Here is a 17,381-nt window from a genome sequence, read left to right on the forward strand (position 1 = left end):
GCATCATTCGTTGGATGGAGGTGGCCCTACCTCTTGCGCTCGGGGCCGCAGACGGTGCCCTTCTCGACCATCGCGTCGATCTCGGCCTTGGAGAAGCCGAACTCGCCGAGCACTTCCGCCGAGTGCTGGCTGAATTTGGGCGGCAGGCGGCGCAGGCTCGGCTTGCTGCGGTCGAGCCGGATCGGCGAGGCGACGCCCTTGTACCAGTCCTTCTCGATAATATCCCCGCGCGCGATCGTGTGCGGGTTGGTCAATGCCTGATCGATCTTCTGCACGGGCCCAGCGGGCAGGCCCGCCGCAAGCAGGCGATTGCACAGCGGCTCGGCCTCGTGCTGGCTGAACACCGCGGCCAGCTCGGCGCGCAGCGCCTCGCGGTTGGCGATGCGGTCCTTGTTGCGTGCAAAGCGCGGATCGGTGCCGAGCTCAGGCTTGCCGATCTCCTTGGCGAGCTTGCGGAAGGTGCCGTCATTGCCGACGCCGATGAAGATGTCGTCGGTCTTGGTCGGGAAGATCGCGTAGGGCACGAGGTTGGGGTGCTCGTTGCCTGTGAGCGACGGCGGCTTGCCATGCATGAAATAATTCGCGGTGTGCGGATGCATGATGGCAAGGCCGGTCTCGTACAGCGTCGTCTCCAGGAACTGGCCCTTGCCGGAGCGCTGCCGCTCCGACAGTGCCATCAGGATGCCGATCGCCGCGTATAGGCCGGTGGTGATGTCGACCAACGGCACGCCGATCCGCATCGGTCCGCTCTCGGGCGAGCCGGTCGCGGCGATCATGCCGGTCATGGCCTGGATGATGGCATCATAGCCGGGATTGCCGCCGCGCGGACCGTCGGCGCCGAAGCCGCAGATCCGGCAATGCACGAGGCGCGGGAATTTCTCGCGCAGCACCTCGTTGCCGATGCCCCATTTCTCCAGCGTGCCCGGCTTGAAATTCTCGATCAGGACGTCGGCGCTCTCCAGCATCTTGAGCAGCACAATGCGGCCGCCCTCGGAGGCGAGGTCGAGACCGATCGAGCGCTTGTTGCGGTTAATGCCGATGAAATAGGCCGCGTCCTCCTCGTGGAAAGGAGGGCCCCATTCGCGCACCTCGTCGCCCGCGGGCGGCTCGACCTTGATCACGTCGGCGCCATGGTCGGCGAGGATCTGAGTGCAGTAGGGACCGCCGAGCACGCGCGTGAGATCGATGACGCGCAGTCCGCTCATGGCACCTGTGGCGGCTTCTGAACTCATTGCTTTCGCTTCCCTGTGTCGACGTTTGATCACAGGCCTAGCGAGCTTCGTGCACGCCAGCAATGGCTCCGTGCGTAGGGGCGTATGCGCCGCCGCCGGTCAATCCCGCGGCGCGGGCAAAACCGAAAGGAAACGGCCGGCCCGAGGGGGATCCCGGGCCAGCCAATCCGCCGTTCCGATCAGACGACCGTCAGGCGAACGTCGACATTGCCGCGCGTGGCGTTGGAATAGGGACACACCTGGTGCGCCTTCTCGACCAGTGCCTCGGCCTCCGCGCGGGCAAGGCCCGGCAGCGAGACAGCGAGGTCGATGTCGAGACCGAAGCCACCCTCGGAGCGCGGGCCGATTCCGACGGTCGAGGTGACGGAGGCGTCGGCGGGAACCTTGGGGCCGCCCTGCGAGGCCACGAACTTCATCGCGCCGATGAAGCAGGCGGCATAGCCGGCCGCGAACAGCTGCTCGGGATTGTTGCCGGCGCCGCCTCCGCCGCCGAGCTCCTTCGGCGTGGTCAGCTTGACGTCGAGCGCGCCGTCGAGGGTTGCAGCATGGCCGTCGCGGCCGCCGGTGGCCTTGGCGCTGGTCTTGTAGAGGACGTTCACGGACATTGTCGTCTCCCTGGGTTTCGTTGGGTGCGGCTCTATCGCAGACAATTAGATTGTGCGCAATTGAAATTACACGGTCTCACATTTAATTGTTCGCAATTGAATGTGGCGGCGCGCGGCCCCAGAATGAGACAAACCCGAGAGATTCTCCATGCCTCGAAAATCACCTGCAGCGGACGCGCCGCTGCGGCTCGACAACCAGATCTGCTTTGCGGTCTATTCGGCCGCGCATGCGTTCAACCGCGTCTACAAGCCGCTTTTGGACCGGCTCGGCCTGACCTATCCCCAATATCTCGTCATGCTGGTGCTGTGGGAGCGCGACGACGTCCCGGTCAAGGACATCGGCGAGCGCCTGTTCCTGGATTCGGGCACGCTGACGCCGCTGCTGAAGCGGCTGGAGGCCGCCCATCTGGTCAGGCGCACCCGCTCGAGCGAGGACGAGCGTCAGGTCCTGATCGCGCTGACGGCGCAGGGGCACGCCTTGAAGGAAAAAGCCCGCAATGTGCCGCAGTCGATCCTGGCGGCCTCGGATTGCTCGGTGCCGGAACTGGTGGCGATGAAGGATGAGATCGTTGCGCTGCGCGACCGGCTGAATGCGGTGATCGGGGAGTAGGGGGACGTCATGCGCGGTTAGAAGTGGTTCTTTGCGAATGCGCGGCCAGAGCCAGACTTCAGATATCGCTCGAACGCGAACGCGCGTGCTGCGTCATCAAATGCGAAATAGGTCCGTATTCGCCAAGGTCCGAATTTCGAGGTGTGCGGTACCTCGCCAGCGTTGTGCTTCGCCAAGCGGGCCCGCAGGTCGTCCGTGATGCGGACGGCCGGCGGCTGCGCAGATGCCAGCCCCAGCCCGCCGTCGCCCTTCGGGCTATGGCGTGGCAGCCTTCGCTCACTTCGCTACGAGGGACTTCCCTAGGCTTGCCCAGCCGAAGCTGGCGAAGCCAGCGAAGGCTGGTGGAGCCAGGCGGGATCGAACCGCCGACCTCTTGCATGCCATGCAAGCGCTCTCCCAGCTGAGCTATGGCCCCTTAGTCCTTCGCGGGATGAACCCTGGTGGTTCACCCCAACCGGCGAGCCCTGGTGACTCGCGCGGTGCACCCTTTTTCACAGATCAGGGCTGATCTCAAGTCTCTTCATCACCTCCGACATCACCAATGATGTCGGTCACGTCCTCATCGCCTTCTTCTTCGTCGGCAATGAAGGTCGAATCATCGTCATCGTCGTCATCGAGAGTCTCATCGACCTCGATATCGTCCTCGGATTCGGGCACGACGGCCTTGACCTTGCCGGTGTTCTCCTCGGCGTCGGCCTCCTCGAGCGAGACCTCTTCGACCTCTGCCGGCTCGGGCGTGGCGTCCGCGGTCGCCGCGTGCCGGGCTTCGGCGCCGCGGGGCGCACGTGCGGGCGCCACGGGGGCGATCGGCACCACTTCGCCGGTATAGGGCGAGATCACCGGATTCTTGTTGAGGTCATAGAACTTCTTGCCCGTGGTCGGGCAAATACGTTTAGTTCCGAGTTCGGACTTGGCCACGGCAGGAATCCTGGGAATGTCTGAAAAGCGGTGTTTCACTTGGCTAGTTGGCGGCCCGCTGTCAATAGCGCATTACGGGAGAACGACATGCCCGTGACGGGGCCCGGACCATGTGGTACCTGCGCCGCAGTCCCCTCAGGGCTCATCCAAGGACACAATCTTGACTCATTCCGACCAACCGCGGCCGCTTCAGTCTCGCGCTAGCGGTCCCCTGACCGGGAAAGTACGGGTGCCCGGGGACAAGTCGATCTCTCACCGGGCTCTCATCCTGGGTGCGCTCGCGGTCGGCGAGACCAGGATTTCGGGTCTGCTGGAGGGCGAGGACGTCCTCAACACCGCCAAATCCATGCAGGCGCTGGGCGCCAAGGTCGAACGCACCGGTGATTTCGCCTGGAAGCTAAACGGCGTCGGCGTTGCGGGTTTCGCCCAGCCCAAGGCCGCACTGGATTTCGGCAACTCCGGCACCGGCTGCCGGCTGGTGATGGGCGCCGTCGCGGGATGCCCGATCTCGGCGGTGTTCGACGGCGACGCCTCGCTGCGCAGCCGCCCGATGCGCCGGATCCTCGATCCGCTCGAAAAGATGGGCGCGAAGGTCATTTCTGGCGGTGAGGGCGGTCGGCTGCCGCTGACCCTCCAGGGCGCGCGCGATCCGCTGCCGATCACCTATACGACCCCGGTCGCTTCGGCCCAGATCAAGTCTGCGGTGCTGCTGGCGGGCCTCGCCGCACCCGGCACCACGACCGTCATCGAGACCGAAGCCAGCCGCGACCACACCGAATTGATGCTGAAGCATTTTGGCGCCGACATCTCCTCCGCGCGGGAGGGCGTGCATGGCCGCCGTATCACGCTCAAAGGCCAACCCGAGCTGCACGGCGCCACCGTGGTGGTGCCCGCCGACCCCTCCTCGGCGGCTTTCCCGGTGGTCGCAGCGCTGATCGTCGAGGGCTCCGACGTCGTGCTGTCCGACGTCATGACCAATCCGCTGCGCACCGGCCTGTTCACCACGCTGCGCGAGATGGGCGCTTTCATCGAGGAAAGCGAAGTGCGGGGTGATGCCGGCGAGCCGATGGCGCAATTGCGCGTGCGGGCCTCGAAGCTGCGCGGCGTCGAGGTGCCCCCGGAGCGCGCGCCCTCGATGATCGACGAATATCTGGTGCTGGCGGTGGCGGCGTCCTTCGCCGAAGGCACAACGATCATGCGCGGCTTGCACGAACTGCGCGTCAAGGAATCCGACCGCCTGGAGGCAACCGCCGACATGCTGCGCGTCAACGGTGTGAAGGTCGAGGTGTCCGGCGACGATCTCATCGTCGAAGGCCGTGGCCACGTTCCCGGCGGCGGCCTCGTCGCCACCCACATGGACCATCGCATCGCGATGTCCGCGCTGGTGATGGGCTGCGCCTCTGACCAGCCCGTGAGCGTCGACGACACCGCCTTCATCGCCACCAGCTTTCCGGATTTCATTCCGATGATGCGTTCGCTAGGGGCCGAGTTTTCATGATCATCGCCATCGACGGGCCCGCGGCCTCGGGCAAGGGGACGCTCGGGAAGCGTCTTGCGCACCATTACGGCTATCGTCATCTCGATACCGGCGTGATCTATCGCGCTGTAGCCTATGCCCTGATGCAGTCCGGGCACGATCTCAACGACGAGGCGGCTGCGGTGCAGGCGGCCTTGGAGCTCGATCCCGAGAAGTTCGGCAATCCGGCCCTGAAGACCCAGAAGGCCGGTGAGGGCGCCTCGATTGTCTCGGCGATCCCTGGGGTGCGCGAGGTCCTGGTCAATTTCCAGCGGCAATTCGCCGCTGATCCACCCGGCGCCGTGCTGGATGGTCGGGACATTGGAACCGTGATCTGCCCGGACGCCGACGTGAAAATCTTCGTCGTTGCCGACCCCAAGGTCCGCGCCCGCCGCCGGACCATGGAGGCCAAGGCGAGGGGCGAGGAGGCGGACGAGGCTGCCGTGCTCGCCGATATCATCCAGCGCGACGAACGCGACAAGAACCGCCCGATTGCGCCTTTGAAACCGGCCCCGGATGCTTACTTGCTAGATAACTCCCAACTGGATATAGAAGGCGGCGTCCGGGCCGCCATCGACATTATCGAGGCCGTCCGAGCGGGCCGGTCGCGGGGTTAAGCCGCCGCCGTCATTGGAGGAAGCGCCCGCTCCCGCTCTTTGAGGTCGATACGTCAGGTCCCTGTTTGGGACCGGCGCGATCCAGGCTCCGGACAAAGATTTTCCACGTATCGAACGCGCGGGCCTCAGCCGGCCCGCTTCCGCTGTTCCGCCTCCAAGGCCGGAGCAGCGAGCGGTCGCTCGAAGGTTTTGCGGACCTTCCGACACTGCGCGCGCGATACGCCCAAAAACCCAACGGCCGGCACGACATCCGCAACTGGAGAACAAATGGCTTCGATTTCTGCTGATACCTATAGCCCGTCGCGCGACGATTTCGCCGCGATGCTCGACGAGTCCTTCGCAGGCGGCAACCTGCAGGAGAGCTCCGTCGTCAAGGGCAAGGTGGTTGCAATTGAAAAGGACATGGCCGTCATCGACGTCGGCCTGAAGACCGAGGGCCGCGTCGCCCTGCGCGAATTTTCCGGCCCCGGCCGTGACAGTGAACTGAAGGTCGGCGACGAGGTTGAAGTGTTCCTCGATCGCATCGAGAACGCCCTCGGCGAAGCCGTGCTGTCGCGCGACAAGGCGCGCCGCGAAGAGAGCTGGGGCAAGCTCGAGAAGGCGTTCCAGAACAACGAGAAGGTCAACGGCGTCATCTTCAACCAGGTCAAGGGTGGCTTCACCGTCGATCTCGACGGTGCCGTGGCCTTCCTGCCGCGCTCGCAGGTCGACATCCGTCCGATCCGCGACGTTGCGCCGCTGATGAACAACTCGCAGCCGTTCCAGATCCTCAAGATGGACCGCCGCCGCGGCAACATCGTGGTGTCCCGCCGCACCGTGCTGGAAGAGACCCGCGCCGAGCAGCGTCAGGAGCTGGTGCAGAACCTCGAAGAGGGTCAGGTCATCGACGGCGTGGTCAAGAACATCACCGATTACGGTGCGTTCGTTGATCTCGGCGGCATCGACGGTCTGCTGCACGTCACCGATATCGCGTGGCGCCGCGTCAACCATCCGACCGAGGTGCTCTCGATCGGCCAGACCGTGAAGGTCAAGATCATCAAGATCAACCACGAGACGCACCGCATCTCGCTGGGCATGAAGCAGCTGCTGGATGATCCGTGGCAGGGCATCGAAGCCAAGTACCCGCTGGGTGCCCGCTTCACCGGCCGTGTCACCAACATCACCGACTACGGTGCGTTCGTCGAGCTCGAGCCGGGCATCGAAGGCCTGATCCACGTCTCCGAGATGTCGTGGACCAAGAAGAACATGCACCCCGGCAAGATCGTCTCGACCTCGCAGGAAGTCGACGTGCAGGTGCTGGAAGTCGATTCCGTCAAGCGCCGCATCTCGCTGGGCCTCAAGCAGACCATGCGCAACCCCTGGGAGGTCTTCGTCGAAGGTCACCCGACCGGTTCGACGGTCGAGGGCGAGGTCAAGAACAAGACCGAGTTCGGCCTGTTCCTGGGCCTCGAGGGCGATGTCGACGGCATGGTCCATCTCTCCGACCTCGACTGGAAGCTTCCGGGCGAGCAGGTGATCGACAACTACAAGAAGGGCGACATGGTGAAGGCCGTGGTGCTCGATGTGGACGTCGAGAAGGAGCGTATCTCGCTCGGCATCAAGCAGCTCGAAGGCGACCCCTTCGCCGAGCCGGGCGATGTCAAGAAGGGTGCGGTCGTGACCTGCGAAGTGCTCGAAGTGAAGGAGAGCGGTATCGAGGTGAAGATCACCGGGACCGACTTCTCGACCTTCATCAAGCGCTCGGAGCTCGCCCGTGACCGCAACGACCAGCGCGCCGAACGCTTTGCCGTCGGCGAGAAGGTCGATGCCCGCGTGATCCAGTTCGACAAGAAGGCCCGCAAGGTCCAGGTGTCGATCAAGGCGCTCGAAGTCGCCGAAGAGAAGGAAGCCATCGCGCAGTACGGCTCCTCCGATTCGGGAGCGACGCTCGGCGACATCCTGGGCACCGCGCTCAAGAACCGCGATAGCAAGTAAGCGAAACCTGCGTTTCGCTGACATCGAAGCCCCGGCGCGAGCCGGGGCTTTTTTGTGCTCGTAGTTGCCGCCTGTAGCCCGGATGGAGCGAAGCGAAATCCGGGATTCTCACCTCGCGGATGGACTTCCCCCGGATTACGCTTCGCTCCATCCGGGCTACGCAGTCACAGCCTTGTTTTCTTCAAATTGCGCCGCAATTGATGTATCCAGATAAGCTGTTGGTCACGCCGTGACGGCACAACGCGCCCGGCCTTTCATTTGGAGATATCTCGATGTCGCTCGATTCGGACATCATCGTCGATCGTCGCCGGATCCGTCGCAAGCTGACGTTCTGGCGCGTCATGGCCGCGCTGATCGCGATCGCGGCGATCGCAACCTTTGCGCTGATTGCGACACCCGGCGCGCGCGGCACCTTCGCATCCGCCGGCTCGATCGCGCGGGTCCACATCGAAGGCCTGATCCGCAGCGATTCCGATCGCACGCAGGCGCTGGAGCGGCTGGAGAATTCGCAGGCCGCCGCCGTCATCGTTCACATCAACTCGCCGGGCGGCACCACCGCCGGCTCCGAGCAGCTCTACGATTCGCTCGTCCGGCTGAAGGCAAAGAAGCCGCTCGTCGTGGTGGTGGAGGGCCTGGCCGCCTCCGGGGGCTACATCACGGCGATTGCCAGCGACCACATCATTGCCCAGCAGAGCTCGCTGGTCGGGTCGATCGGCGTGCTGTTCCAATATCCCAACGTCTCGGAGCTCCTGAAGACCATCGGCGTCAAGGTCGAGGAGGTGAAGTCGTCGCCGCTGAAGGCCGCCCCCAACGGTTTCGAGCCCACGAGCCCCGAGGCGCGCGCCGCGCTCGATGCGCTGGTGAGGGATTCTTACGCCTGGTTCAGGGGACTGGTGAAGGAACGGCGTGGCATGGATGACACGCAGCTCGAGAAAGTGGCCGACGGCCGCGTCTTCACCGGACGCCAGGCGATCGATCTCAAGCTGATCGATCAGATCGGCGACGAGAAGACCGCGGTGACCTGGCTGGTCGAGCAGAAGGGCGTCAAGAAGGGGCTCTCCGTGCGCGATTACAAGCTCGAGCCGCGCTTTGGCGATCTGTCGTTCCTCAAGTCAGCCGCCGCCATCACGCTGGAAGCGCTCGGTTTGGGCTCGATTGCGCATCAAATTGGGCAAACCGGCGTTGCCCAGGCGGTTGATCGGTTCGGAATGGATGGAATGCTGGCCCTGTGGCAGCCGGCTGCCTCAAACTGAGGGATCTGGGCGAGCGCCTGAGGGTTTTCCCGTCTGACGGGCGCCGGCGCAGCCCGCTTTTTCGGCATTTGTCACGCATTTTCACGAGGCTCAACCTTGATTTAGCGTCTTGACAGATCAAGGTATTTTCACGGAAATGGTCATCCGCACGCTTCCGGGTCCTATCTCTCGATGATCAAATCCGAACTTGTTCAGCGTATCGCCGAGCACAACCCGCATCTGTACCAGCGGGATGTCGAGAACATTGTGAATGCGATTCTCGAAGAGATCGTAGCGGCCCTCGCGCGCGGTGATCGCGTCGAGCTGCGCGGCTTCGGTGCCTTCTCGGTCAAGCATCGCCCTGCACGCGCCGGGCGCAATCCACGCACCGGCGCCCATGTGCCCGTCGATCAGAAGAGCGTTCCGTTCTTCAAGACCGGCAAGGAAATGCGCGAGCGGTTGAACCGCGACCATCCGGATCCCGGCGCGCCAGACTGAGCTGACGTCAGGGTTGTCTGCGGTCGTGCATGACGCGGCCGCAAGCTTGATTCAAGGCGAGCAAAGCGAGATGCGAAAGTTCCTGACCGCGCTGATCGTGATTCCGCTGGGCGTGATCCTGGTGGCCTTCGCGGTGGCCAACCGGCACTTCATCACGGTTTCGTTCGATCCCTTCATTGCCAACGACCCGTCATTGTCGGTCACGCTGCCGCTGTTCCTGCTCCTGATCCTGATCGCCGCCCTCGGGGTCTTCGCGGGCGGCTGTGCCGTGTGGGTCGGCCAGCGGCGCTGGCGCCGCGCGGCGCGCCGGCACGAGGCGGAGGCACGGGCGGCCAGGGGCGAATTGGCCGACCTGCGGGCCCAAATGGCCGCGGCAAGGCCCGAGTCCCAGCGCCTCCCGGTCCCCTCGGGGGTCGGCCTTTACGGGCCCATCGGGCGAGACAAGCAGCGCGCGACGTTGTAGAAGCGGCCGCAACCGAAAGCCCCGTTCTCCGGCCGCGTCTGGCGGCCTCCATTTGCTTTGAGATCATGTCCCTGCTCGTCAAGATCTGCGGCCTGTCCACGCGCGAGACGCTTGAAATCGCGCTCGACGCCGGCGCTGACATGGTGGGGTTCGTGTTCTTTGCGCCGTCGCCGCGGCACCTGTCCCTGGAGCTCGGCCGTGACCTCGGCCGCCAGGTGAAGGGGCGCGCGCTCAAGGTGGCGCTCACCGTCGATGCCGACGATGCGACGCTCGACAACATCATGGACGCGGTGTCGCCGGACATTCTCCAGCTCCATGGCAAGGAGAGCGTCGCGCGGCTGCGCGACATCAAGCAGCGGTTCGGCCGCCCGGTGATGAAGGCGGTTCCGGTCGCAACCGCGGCCGATCTCGCCGTGTTGCCCGGCTATGCCGCGGTCGCCGACCGCATCCTGTTCGATGCCCGCGCGCCCAAGGACGCGACGCGGCCCGGCGGCCTCGGGGAGCCGTTCGACTGGCACCTGCTCGAGAACCTCGATCTGAGACTGCCCTACATGGTCTCCGGCGGGCTTCACGCCGACAACCTCGCCGAGGCGCTCCGTGTCACCCGCGCCGGCGGCGTCGACGTGTCCTCGGGTGTCGAGAGCGCTCCCGGCGTCAAGGACCCCAAGATGATCGAGGCCTTCATCCGCGCTGCGCGCGCCACCCAAGATGCAAGTCAAGAGTTGAGCGTCAGATGAACATCGCCAAGCCAAATTCCTACCGCAGCGGTCCCGACGACCGCGGCCATTTCGGCAATTTCGGCGGCCGCTTCGTCGCCGAAACCCTGATGCCGTTGATCCTCGACCTGGACAAGGCCTACACCGAAGCCAAGGCCGATCCGGCGTTCCAGGCCGAGATGAATGGCTATCTCAAGAACTATGTCGGCCGGCCCTCGCCGCTCTATTTCGCCGAGCGCCTCACCGAGCATCTCGGCGGCGCCAAAATCTACCTGAAGCGCGAAGAGCTCAACCACACCGGCTCGCACAAGGTGAACAACGTGCTCGGCCAGATCATGCTGGCGCGGCGCATGGGCAAGAAGCGCATCATCGCCGAGACCGGCGCCGGCCAGCACGGTGTCGCCACCGCGACGTTGTGCGCGCGTTTCGGCCTCGAATGCGTGGTCTATATGGGCGCGGTCGACGTCGAGCGGCAGCAGCCCAACGTCATCCGCATGGAGATGCTTGGCGCCACGGTGATGCCGGTGCAATCGGGCACGCGCACGCTGAAGGACGCGATGAACGAGGCGCTGCGAGACTGGGTCACCAACGTGCACAACACGTTCTACTGCATCGGCACGGTGGCGGGTCCGCACCCCTATCCGACGCTAGTGCGCGACTTCCAGTCGATCATCGGCAACGAGACCAAGACGCAGATGCAGGAGATCGAGGGCCGCCTGCCGGATTCGCTGGTCGCCTGCATCGGCGGCGGCTCGAATGCGATGGGCCTGTTCCACCCGTTCCTCGATGATCCCTCGGTCGAAATTTTTGGCGTCGAAGCCGCAGGTCACGGCCTGACGCAGCTGCATGCGGCGTCGATCGCGGGCGGACGTCCCGGCGTGCTCCACGGCAATCGCACCTATCTCCTGATGGACGCCGACGGCCAGATCCAGGACGCGCATTCGATTTCGGCTGGCCTCGATTATCCCGGCATCGGGCCCGAGCATTCCTGGCTGCACGAGGTCGGCCGCGTGAATTATCTCTCCGCGACCGATGACGAGGCGCTCGCCGCGTTCCAGCTGCTATCAAAGCTCGAAGGCATCATTCCCGCGCTCGAGCCCGCGCACGCCATCGCCAAGGTGATGGAGCTCGCACCGAAGCGTCCCAGGGATCACCTGATGGTCATCAACCTCTCCGGCCGCGGCGACAAGGACGTCCCGCAAGTCGGTGACATCCTGAGGGGCAAGAGCAAGTGACCACGCGTATCGACACCCGTTTTGCCGAGCTTGCGAAACAAGGCCGCTCGGCCTTCGTAACCTTCCTGATGGCCGGCGATCCCGATCCGGCGACCTCGCTCGAGATCATCAAGGCGCTGCCGAAGTCAGGCGCCGATGTGATCGAGATCGGCATGCCCTTCACCGATCCGATGGCCGACGGCCCGTCGATCCAGGCCGCAGGGCTTCGCGCGCTCAAGGCCGGCATGACGCTGAAGAAGACGCTGGAGCTGGTGCGTGGCTTCCGCAAGGACGACAACGCAACGCCCATCGTGCTGATGGGCTATTACAACCCGATCTACATCTACGGCGTCGACAAATTCCTGGTCGATGCGAAAAGCGCCGGTGTCGATGGGCTCATCATCGTCGACCTGCCCCCGGAGGAAGACGACGAGCTCTGCCTGCCTGCGATGAAGGCCGGTCTCAACTTCATCCGCCTGGCGACGCCGACCACCGATGACAAGCGTCTGCCGGCCGTGCTCGCCAACACCTCGGGCTTCGTCTACTACGTCTCGATCACCGGCATCACCGGTGCGGCCGCCGCGGATACCTCGGTCGTGAGCGAGGCTGTGGCCCGCATCAAGCGACATACAAAACTGCCGATCTGCGTCGGCTTCGGCATCCGCACGCCGGAGACGGCACGCGCCATTGCCTCCCATGCCAATGGTGCCGTCGTCGGCACCGCGCTGGTCGATGCGCTCAAGAACAGCCTCGATGCGGACGGGCGGGCGACCGGCAAGACCGTTAACGCCGTGGCGGAGCTGACCGCGGCCCTGGCCCAGGGCGTCAAGGGCGCGCAACAGGCGGCGGAATAGGCCATAATTCCGCTTTAGCTCTTTAGTTTGAGCATGATCTTGTCGGAAAACCGCTTCACACTTTTCCGGATCATGTTCTAACGCGGACGACACGGCGGCTTGCCGGGCAGAAGCCCGGCCGCCATATATCCCTTCAGGCGATCCGCGAAGCGGGTTCGCACATCGGAGCAAACCATGAACTGGCTTACCAATGTGGTCCGGCCGAAGATCCGCAACATGCTGCGGCGGGAGACGCCGGAGAATCTGTGGATCAAGTGCCCGGATTCCGGGCAGCTCGTGTTCTACAAGGACGTCGAGGCCAACCAGTTCGTCATCCCCGGCTCGAACTACCACATGCGCATGGGCGCGGTGGCGCGTCTGAAGTCGATCTTCGACAATGAGACCTGGTTTGACGTTGCGCTGCCCGAGGTGACGCCCGATCCGCTCAAGTTCCGCGATGAGAAGAAATACGTCGACCGCATCAAGGATGCGCGGGCGCGGACCAATCTCAACGACGCGATCAAGGTCGGCTACGGCAAGCTCGAAGGCTCCGCCGCCGTCGTCGCCGTGCAGGATTTCGATTTCATGGGCGGCTCGCTCGGCATGGCCGCGGGCGAAGCCATCGTGCGCGGGCTCGAGCTTGCGGTCGAGAAGAAGTCGCCGTTCATTGTGTTCGCCGCATCCGGCGGTGCGCGCATGCAGGAGGGCATCCTGTCGCTGATGCAGATGCCGCGGACCACGGTCGCGGTGCAGATGCTGCGCGAGGCGAAGCAGCCCTATATCGTCGTGCTGACCAACCCGACCACCGGCGGCGTCACCGCGTCCTACGCGATGCTGGGCGACGTGCAGATCGCCGAGCCGGGCGCGCTGATCGGTTTTGCCGGCGCGCGCGTGATCGAGCAGACCATCCGTGAAAAGCTCCCGGAAGGCTTCCAGCGTGCCGAGTATCTCAAAGAGCACGGCATGGTCGACATGGTCGTGCATCGCCACGAGTTGCGTCCGACCCTGGCGCGGCTCTGCCGGCTGCTGACCAAGGCGCCGGCGCAGGAAGGCGCATCGAAGCCGACGCAGGCCGTCACGAGCCCGGCACAGATCGTATCGGCCGCTGAGACGGCGCCGGCTGCGCCCCACGCGTGAACGCGTCCCCCGACAGCGAGAAGACGCCGCTCGGCGAGCTGATCGGGCGGCTGTCGGCCCTGCATCAGAAACGCATCGATCTCGGGCTGGAGCGGATGCACCGGCTGCTCGAGCGGCTCGGGCATCCTGAAAGCAAGCTGCCGCCGGTGATCCACATCGCCGGCACCAACGGCAAGGGCTCGACGCTGGCTTATCTGCGCGCGACGCTGGAGGCGGCGGGCCTGCGGGTTCACGCCTATACCTCGCCTTATCTGGTCCGCATCAACGAGTGCTTCCGGCTCGGCCGCGTTGGCGGCGGCGTGCTGGTCGGTGACGACGCATTGCGCGCGGCCCTGGAAGAGGTCGAGCGCGTCAATGCCGGCGAAGCCGCGACATTGTTCGAGCTGAAGACGGCGGCCGCCCTCCATCTGTTCGTGCAGAACCCGGCCGACGTGGTGCTGCTCGAAGTCGGCCTCGGCGGCCGGCTTGATTCCACCAATGTGGTCGATGCGCCGGCGGCCTGCGTGATCACGCCCGTCAGCATGGATCACATGGACTTCCTCGGCGATACGTTGACGTCGATCGCCGGTGAGAAAGCGGCGATCATCAAGCGCGGCGTCCCCGTGATTTGCGCAGAGCAGTCGCCGGAAGCTATGGCCGTCATCGAGGGACAGGCGAAGCGCATGCGTGCGCCGCTGTTTGCCGCGAACGAGAGCTGGCACGTCAATGTCGAGCGCGGACGTCTGGTCTATTCGGACGATCGCGGCCTGATGGATCTGCCGGCACCGCGCCTGTTCGGTCGTCACCAGTTCGACAATGCCGGCCTTTCCATCGCGACGCTGCGCGCGGTTCCGAGCTTCAAGATCAATCAGGCAGCGTTCGAGGCCGGTATCGTCGGCGCGGAATGGCCGGCGCGGATGCAGCGCATCACCGCGGGCGAGCTGCTCGCTCTTGGGCCGCGGGGCTCGGAGATCTGGCTCGACGGCGGACACAATGCCGAGGGCGGCCGCGTCGCGGCCGCCGCGCTCGGCGACCTCGAAGAGCGGGTGTCGCGGCCGCTGGTCGTCATCGCGGGCATGATGGCCAACAAGGATGCGAAGGGCTTTCTCGCCAATTTTGCCGGTCTCACCCGTCACATCATCGCGGTGCCGATTCCCGACACCGAGAACGCCATGCCGGTCGATCGCCTCGCCGACGCCGCGCGCAGCCTCGGCATGCGCGTCGAGACCGTCGCTGGCGTCGAAGCCGCGCTGCGCGCCCTGTCGAAGCTCGCTTATGAGGTGCCGCCGCGCATCCTGATATCAGGCTCGCTGTATCTGGCCGGCCATGTGCTGGCGATCAACGGCACGCCTCCTGCATGATTTCTCTTGTCCCGGACAAGCGCAGCGAAGCGGAGCGCTGATCCGGGACCCAGCATGCCGCGATATGGGCCCCGGCTCTGCAGCGCACCGCTGAAGAAGCGCTGCGCCGCGTCCGGGGCACGAGAGTGGGGATACAACAATGCGTTTCGCCGCCATTGCGGACGTCCACGGGAATTACCTCGCGCTGGAAGCTGTCCTCGCCGACATCCGCGCTCACGGCATCATAGACATCGTCAATCTTGGCGACATGCTGAGCGGTCCGCTCGATGCGCACAGGACCATCGAAATCCTGATGGCGCTCGACGCCGTGCACGTGCTCGGCAATCACGACCGCTACCTGCTCGACCGTCCGCCTGAGAAGATGGGCTCCTGGGATCGTCCTGCCCATGCAGCGCTCAGCGTCGCGCAGCTCGACTGGCTGCGCGCGCAGCCGATGACGCGGGTCTTTCGTGACCGGGTGTTCCTCTGTCATGCGACGCCCGGCAATGACGAAGTCTACTGGCTCGACACCGTGCATCCCGACGGTGTGGTGGCGCTGTCGCCGCTGGACCGCATCGAGCAATTCGCGCGAGGTATCACGCAGTCGCTGATCCTCTGTGCTCACAGCCATCTCGCCCGCGCCGTGCGACTTCGCGACGGTCGCTTGATCGTCAACCCCGGCAGCGTCGGCAGCCCTGGGTATCGTGACAAGCATCCCTATCCGCATGTGGTGGAGGCGGGCACGCCGCACGCGCGTTATGCGATTCTCCAACTGGCGAATGGAGCCTGGCATGTGACGTTCCGCCATGTCGCCTATGATCATGAGGCGATGGCGGTGCTGGCGCGGCGCAACGGTCAGCCTGAGCTGGCAAACGCGCTCGCGACGGGATGGATCAAGTAGACGTGTTCTCTGCTTCGTAGCCCGGATGGAGCGAAGCATCCGGGATTCGTGCCACGAGCGACGCGGCACCGGATTGCGCTGCGCTCCATCCGGGCTACTTCAACAGCTTCATCGGGTCGGCGACCTTCTGCTTCAGTTGCTCGAAGGTGCATTGCCGCGGCGCCTTGTCCGGGCGCCAGCGCAGGATTGAGGTGCCGTGACGGAAACGTTCGCCGCTGAAATGGTCGTAGCAGACTTCGATCACCAGCTTCGGCTTGAGCGGACACCATTTCGCGGAGCGCTCGGTGGACCAGCGGCTTGGCCCGCCCGGCGCGTTCCCGGTGAAGCCTGGCTCGCCGATCAGCGCCTCCAGGCGGTCGGTCAACGCCGGTTTCTGTTCGGCCTTGATCGCCGAGGTGAAGCCGACATGGTGCAGGAGACCCTCATCGTCGTAGAGTCCGAGCAGCAGTGAGCCCACGACTTTCCGGCCCGCGATCTTGTTGGTGGCATAGCGGAAGCCGCCGACGACGCAATCGGCGCTGCGGAATTTCTTGATCTTCTGCATGCCGTCGCGATTTCCGGCCTGATAGGGCAGGTCGATGCGCTTGGCGATGACACCGTCCGAGCCGCCGCCGGATTGCGCCAGCCATTTTTTGGCCGTGGCGTAGCTCGTTGTCGACGGTGAAAGGCGGAAGCGACTGCCTTTGAGATTGGCTTTCGCAAAAGCGTCCAGCGCCGGCCGGCGCGCGCTCAGCGTCTTCTCAGCCAGGCCTTTCTCCCGAGCCGTCGCAAGCAGATCGAAGACGAGGTAGAGCGCCGGTGTCTCCTCCGAGAGTTTCTTCACACGGCTCGCCGCCGGATGAATGCGTTGCAGGAGGGCGTCGAAGGAAAAGCTTTTGCCCTGCGGCACGACGATCTCGCCGTCGAGCGTGAAGCGATCCACCTTCCGTCTCAAGGCGGCGGCGACGATCTCGGGGAAATAGCGCGTGAGATCCTCGCCGGACTTCGAGCGTAGATCGACGTCACCGCCGTTGCGCGACAGCAGGCAGCGAAAGCCATCCCATTTCGGCTCGTACTGCCATTCCTTGCCGCGCGGGATCTCGTCGACCGAACGCGCCTCCATCGCGACGAGAGAGGTGGGTTTGCGGTCGCGCTTTCGGGGAGGGGCTGGCAAGGGCGGGACTCGTCATACGCTGAACACGTCCCATCAACGCAGAACGGCCGGCATTTCGCCGGCCGTTGTCGAAAATAATCTTACGCGAGGCGAATCAGACCGCGGACGTGATCCACTGCTGCAGCTTCGCCTTCGGTGCGGCGCCGACCTGACGGGAGGCCATCTCGCCGCCCTTGAAGATCATCAGGGTCGGGATCGACATCACGCCATACTTGGACGCGGTCTTGGGGCTCTCGTCGACATTGAGCTTCACGATCTTGACCTTGTCGCCCATCGCACCGGCGATCTCGTCAAGCGCAGGTGCGATCATGCGGCAGGGGCCGCACCACTCGGCCCAGAAATCGACGACCACGGGGCCGTTTGCCTTGAGCACTTCGGCTTCGAAATCGGTATCGGAAACCTTGCCAACGGCCATGGGAGTACCTCGTTCGGTTGAAAGAATC

At 64.7% G+C, this 17,381-nt stretch carries 19 protein-coding genes and 1 tRNA gene; 13 read left to right on the plus strand and 7 right to left on the minus strand.

Going from position 1 to position 17,381, the window contains the following annotated elements; all coding sequences use genetic code 11:
* Window positions 1-26: 26 nt before the first annotated feature.
* On the minus strand, window positions 27-1,232 hold the full coding sequence (locus IVB26_RS00500) for a CaiB/BaiF CoA transferase family protein (RefSeq protein WP_247006727.1): 1,206 nt from the start codon (window positions 1,230-1,232) through the stop codon (window positions 27-29).
* Between the two features lie 179 nt (window positions 1,233-1,411).
* Window positions 1,412-1,837 carry an organic hydroperoxide resistance protein gene (locus IVB26_RS00505; protein WP_061023501.1) on the minus strand — a complete coding sequence of 142 codons (426 nt, stop codon included), beginning with the start codon at window positions 1,835-1,837 and terminating at the stop codon, window positions 1,412-1,414.
* A gap of 148 nt (window positions 1,838-1,985) precedes the next feature.
* Here IVB26_RS00505 and IVB26_RS00510 point away from each other — a divergent pair, with 148 nt between their 5' ends.
* Complete coding sequence (locus IVB26_RS00510) at window positions 1,986-2,447, plus strand: MarR family winged helix-turn-helix transcriptional regulator (RefSeq protein WP_247970141.1); 462 nt, start codon at window positions 1,986-1,988, stop codon at window positions 2,445-2,447.
* A 17-nt stretch (window positions 2,448-2,464) separates the two neighbouring features.
* Here IVB26_RS00510 and IVB26_RS00515 read toward each other — a convergent pair whose 3' ends face one another.
* The 3 genes from IVB26_RS00515 to IVB26_RS00525 all read right to left on the minus strand — a co-directional run bounded on the left by IVB26_RS00515 (window position 2,465) and on the right by IVB26_RS00525 (window position 3,365).
* Window positions 2,465-2,683 (minus strand): GIY-YIG nuclease family protein, encoded by a 219-nt coding sequence (locus IVB26_RS00515; RefSeq protein WP_247973380.1) that lies wholly within the window; start codon window positions 2,681-2,683, stop codon window positions 2,465-2,467.
* Between the two features lie 103 nt (window positions 2,684-2,786).
* Window positions 2,787-2,862: transfer RNA gene (locus IVB26_RS00520), tRNA-Ala, on the minus strand.
* Window positions 2,863-2,957: 95 nt separating this feature from the next.
* A complete protein-coding gene (locus tag IVB26_RS00525) occupies window positions 2,958-3,365 on the minus strand; it encodes a TIGR02300 family protein (protein WP_212083327.1) in 408 nt (135 codons plus the stop codon).
* A 160-nt stretch (window positions 3,366-3,525) separates the two neighbouring features.
* Here IVB26_RS00525 and aroA point away from each other — a divergent pair, with 160 nt between their 5' ends.
* From aroA to IVB26_RS00585, 12 genes are all read left to right on the plus strand, one after another.
* Window positions 3,526-4,863, plus strand: coding sequence for a 3-phosphoshikimate 1-carboxyvinyltransferase (gene aroA, locus IVB26_RS00530; RefSeq protein ID WP_247970142.1), 1,338 nt, complete (start codon window positions 3,526-3,528; stop codon window positions 4,861-4,863).
* Window positions 4,860-5,498, plus strand: coding sequence for a (d)CMP kinase (cmk, locus tag IVB26_RS00535; protein WP_246929967.1), 639 nt, complete (start codon window positions 4,860-4,862; stop codon window positions 5,496-5,498). Before aroA ends, cmk begins: the two co-directional genes overlap by 4 nt.
* Window positions 5,499-5,765: 267 nt before the next feature.
* Window positions 5,766-7,472 (plus strand): 30S ribosomal protein S1, encoded by a 1,707-nt coding sequence (gene rpsA, locus IVB26_RS00540; RefSeq protein ID WP_247970143.1) that lies wholly within the window; start codon window positions 5,766-5,768, stop codon window positions 7,470-7,472.
* A gap of 272 nt (window positions 7,473-7,744) precedes the next feature.
* Window positions 7,745-8,725, plus strand: coding sequence for a signal peptide peptidase SppA (sppA, locus tag IVB26_RS00545; protein ID WP_247970144.1), 981 nt, complete (start codon window positions 7,745-7,747; stop codon window positions 8,723-8,725).
* 171 nt (window positions 8,726-8,896) lie between these two features.
* A complete protein-coding gene (locus IVB26_RS00550; protein ID WP_007598410.1) occupies window positions 8,897-9,202 on the plus strand; it encodes an integration host factor subunit beta in 306 nt (101 codons plus the stop codon).
* 70 nt (window positions 9,203-9,272) lie between these two features.
* Window positions 9,273-9,665, plus strand: coding sequence for a lipopolysaccharide assembly protein LapA domain-containing protein (locus IVB26_RS00555; protein WP_247970145.1), 393 nt, complete (start codon window positions 9,273-9,275; stop codon window positions 9,663-9,665).
* Window positions 9,666-9,730: 65 nt separating this feature from the next.
* Window positions 9,731-10,402, plus strand: a complete 672-nt coding sequence (locus IVB26_RS00560; protein ID WP_247970146.1) for a phosphoribosylanthranilate isomerase — start codon at window positions 9,731-9,733, stop codon at window positions 10,400-10,402.
* Window positions 10,399-11,616: a tryptophan synthase subunit beta gene (gene trpB, locus IVB26_RS00565; protein WP_247970147.1), complete on the plus strand. Its 1,218-nt coding sequence runs from the start codon at window positions 10,399-10,401 to the stop codon at window positions 11,614-11,616. The genes IVB26_RS00560 and trpB overlap by 4 nt, the downstream gene beginning before the upstream one ends.
* The gene (gene trpA, locus IVB26_RS00570) at window positions 11,613-12,449 is read left to right on the plus strand and encodes a tryptophan synthase subunit alpha (protein WP_247970148.1); all 837 of its coding nucleotides are present in this window, start codon (window positions 11,613-11,615) and stop codon (window positions 12,447-12,449) included. The genes trpB and trpA overlap by 4 nt, the downstream gene beginning before the upstream one ends.
* Window positions 12,450-12,623: 174 nt before the next feature.
* Window positions 12,624-13,565 (plus strand): acetyl-CoA carboxylase, carboxyltransferase subunit beta, encoded by a 942-nt coding sequence (gene accD, locus IVB26_RS00575; RefSeq protein WP_247314525.1) that lies wholly within the window; start codon window positions 12,624-12,626, stop codon window positions 13,563-13,565.
* A complete protein-coding gene (locus tag IVB26_RS00580; protein WP_247970149.1) occupies window positions 13,562-14,905 on the plus strand; it encodes a bifunctional folylpolyglutamate synthase/dihydrofolate synthase in 1,344 nt (447 codons plus the stop codon). The genes accD and IVB26_RS00580 overlap by 4 nt, the downstream gene beginning before the upstream one ends.
* Window positions 14,906-15,044: 139 nt before the next feature.
* On the plus strand, window positions 15,045-15,785 hold the full coding sequence (locus IVB26_RS00585; RefSeq protein WP_247970150.1) for a metallophosphoesterase family protein: 741 nt from the start codon (window positions 15,045-15,047) through the stop codon (window positions 15,783-15,785).
* A 94-nt stretch (window positions 15,786-15,879) separates the two neighbouring features.
* On the opposite strand, the gene IVB26_RS00590 is transcribed toward IVB26_RS00585, so the two are convergent.
* On the minus strand, window positions 15,880-16,887 hold the full coding sequence (locus IVB26_RS00590) for an ATP-dependent DNA ligase (protein WP_247973381.1): 1,008 nt from the start codon (window positions 16,885-16,887) through the stop codon (window positions 15,880-15,882).
* Between the two features lie 145 nt (window positions 16,888-17,032).
* Window positions 17,033-17,353, minus strand: a complete 321-nt coding sequence (trxA, locus tag IVB26_RS00595; RefSeq protein WP_007598398.1) for a thioredoxin — start codon at window positions 17,351-17,353, stop codon at window positions 17,033-17,035.
* Window positions 17,354-17,381: the final 28 nt, after the last annotated feature.

It is taken from the genome of Bradyrhizobium sp. 195 (assembly GCF_023101665.1).
In the GTDB taxonomy this organism is placed as follows: domain Bacteria; phylum Pseudomonadota; class Alphaproteobacteria; order Rhizobiales; family Xanthobacteraceae; genus Bradyrhizobium.

What these genes read in the sequence shown, in the direction of transcription:
- IVB26_RS00500 (WP_247006727.1), bottom strand. Translation starts at nt 1,232, where the DNA reads ATGAGTTCAGAAGCCGCCACAGGTGCCATGAGCGGACTGCGCGTCATC.
- IVB26_RS00505 (WP_061023501.1), bottom strand. Translation starts at nt 1,837, where the DNA reads ATGTCCGTGAACGTCCTCTACAAGACCAGCGCCAAGGCCACCGGCGGC.
- IVB26_RS00510 (WP_247970141.1), top strand. Translation starts at nt 1,986, where the DNA reads ATGCCTCGAAAATCACCTGCAGCGGACGCGCCGCTGCGGCTCGACAAC.
- cmk (WP_246929967.1), top strand. Translation starts at nt 4,860, where the DNA reads ATGATCATCGCCATCGACGGGCCCGCGGCCTCGGGCAAGGGGACGCTC.
- rpsA (WP_247970143.1), top strand. Translation starts at nt 5,766, where the DNA reads ATGGCTTCGATTTCTGCTGATACCTATAGCCCGTCGCGCGACGATTTC.
- sppA (WP_247970144.1), top strand. Translation starts at nt 7,745, where the DNA reads ATGTCGCTCGATTCGGACATCATCGTCGATCGTCGCCGGATCCGTCGC.
- IVB26_RS00550 (WP_007598410.1), top strand. Translation starts at nt 8,897, where the DNA reads ATGATCAAATCCGAACTTGTTCAGCGTATCGCCGAGCACAACCCGCAT.
- IVB26_RS00555 (WP_247970145.1), top strand. Translation starts at nt 9,273, where the DNA reads ATGCGAAAGTTCCTGACCGCGCTGATCGTGATTCCGCTGGGCGTGATC.
- IVB26_RS00560 (WP_247970146.1), top strand. Translation starts at nt 9,731, where the DNA reads ATGTCCCTGCTCGTCAAGATCTGCGGCCTGTCCACGCGCGAGACGCTT.
- trpB (WP_247970147.1), top strand. Translation starts at nt 10,399, where the DNA reads ATGAACATCGCCAAGCCAAATTCCTACCGCAGCGGTCCCGACGACCGC.
- accD (WP_247314525.1), top strand. Translation starts at nt 12,624, where the DNA reads ATGAACTGGCTTACCAATGTGGTCCGGCCGAAGATCCGCAACATGCTG.
- IVB26_RS00585 (WP_247970150.1), top strand. Translation starts at nt 15,045, where the DNA reads ATGCGTTTCGCCGCCATTGCGGACGTCCACGGGAATTACCTCGCGCTG.
- IVB26_RS00590 (WP_247973381.1), bottom strand. Translation starts at nt 16,887, where the DNA reads ATGGAGGCGCGTTCGGTCGACGAGATCCCGCGCGGCAAGGAATGGCAG.
- trxA (WP_007598398.1), bottom strand. Translation starts at nt 17,353, where the DNA reads ATGGCCGTTGGCAAGGTTTCCGATACCGATTTCGAAGCCGAAGTGCTC.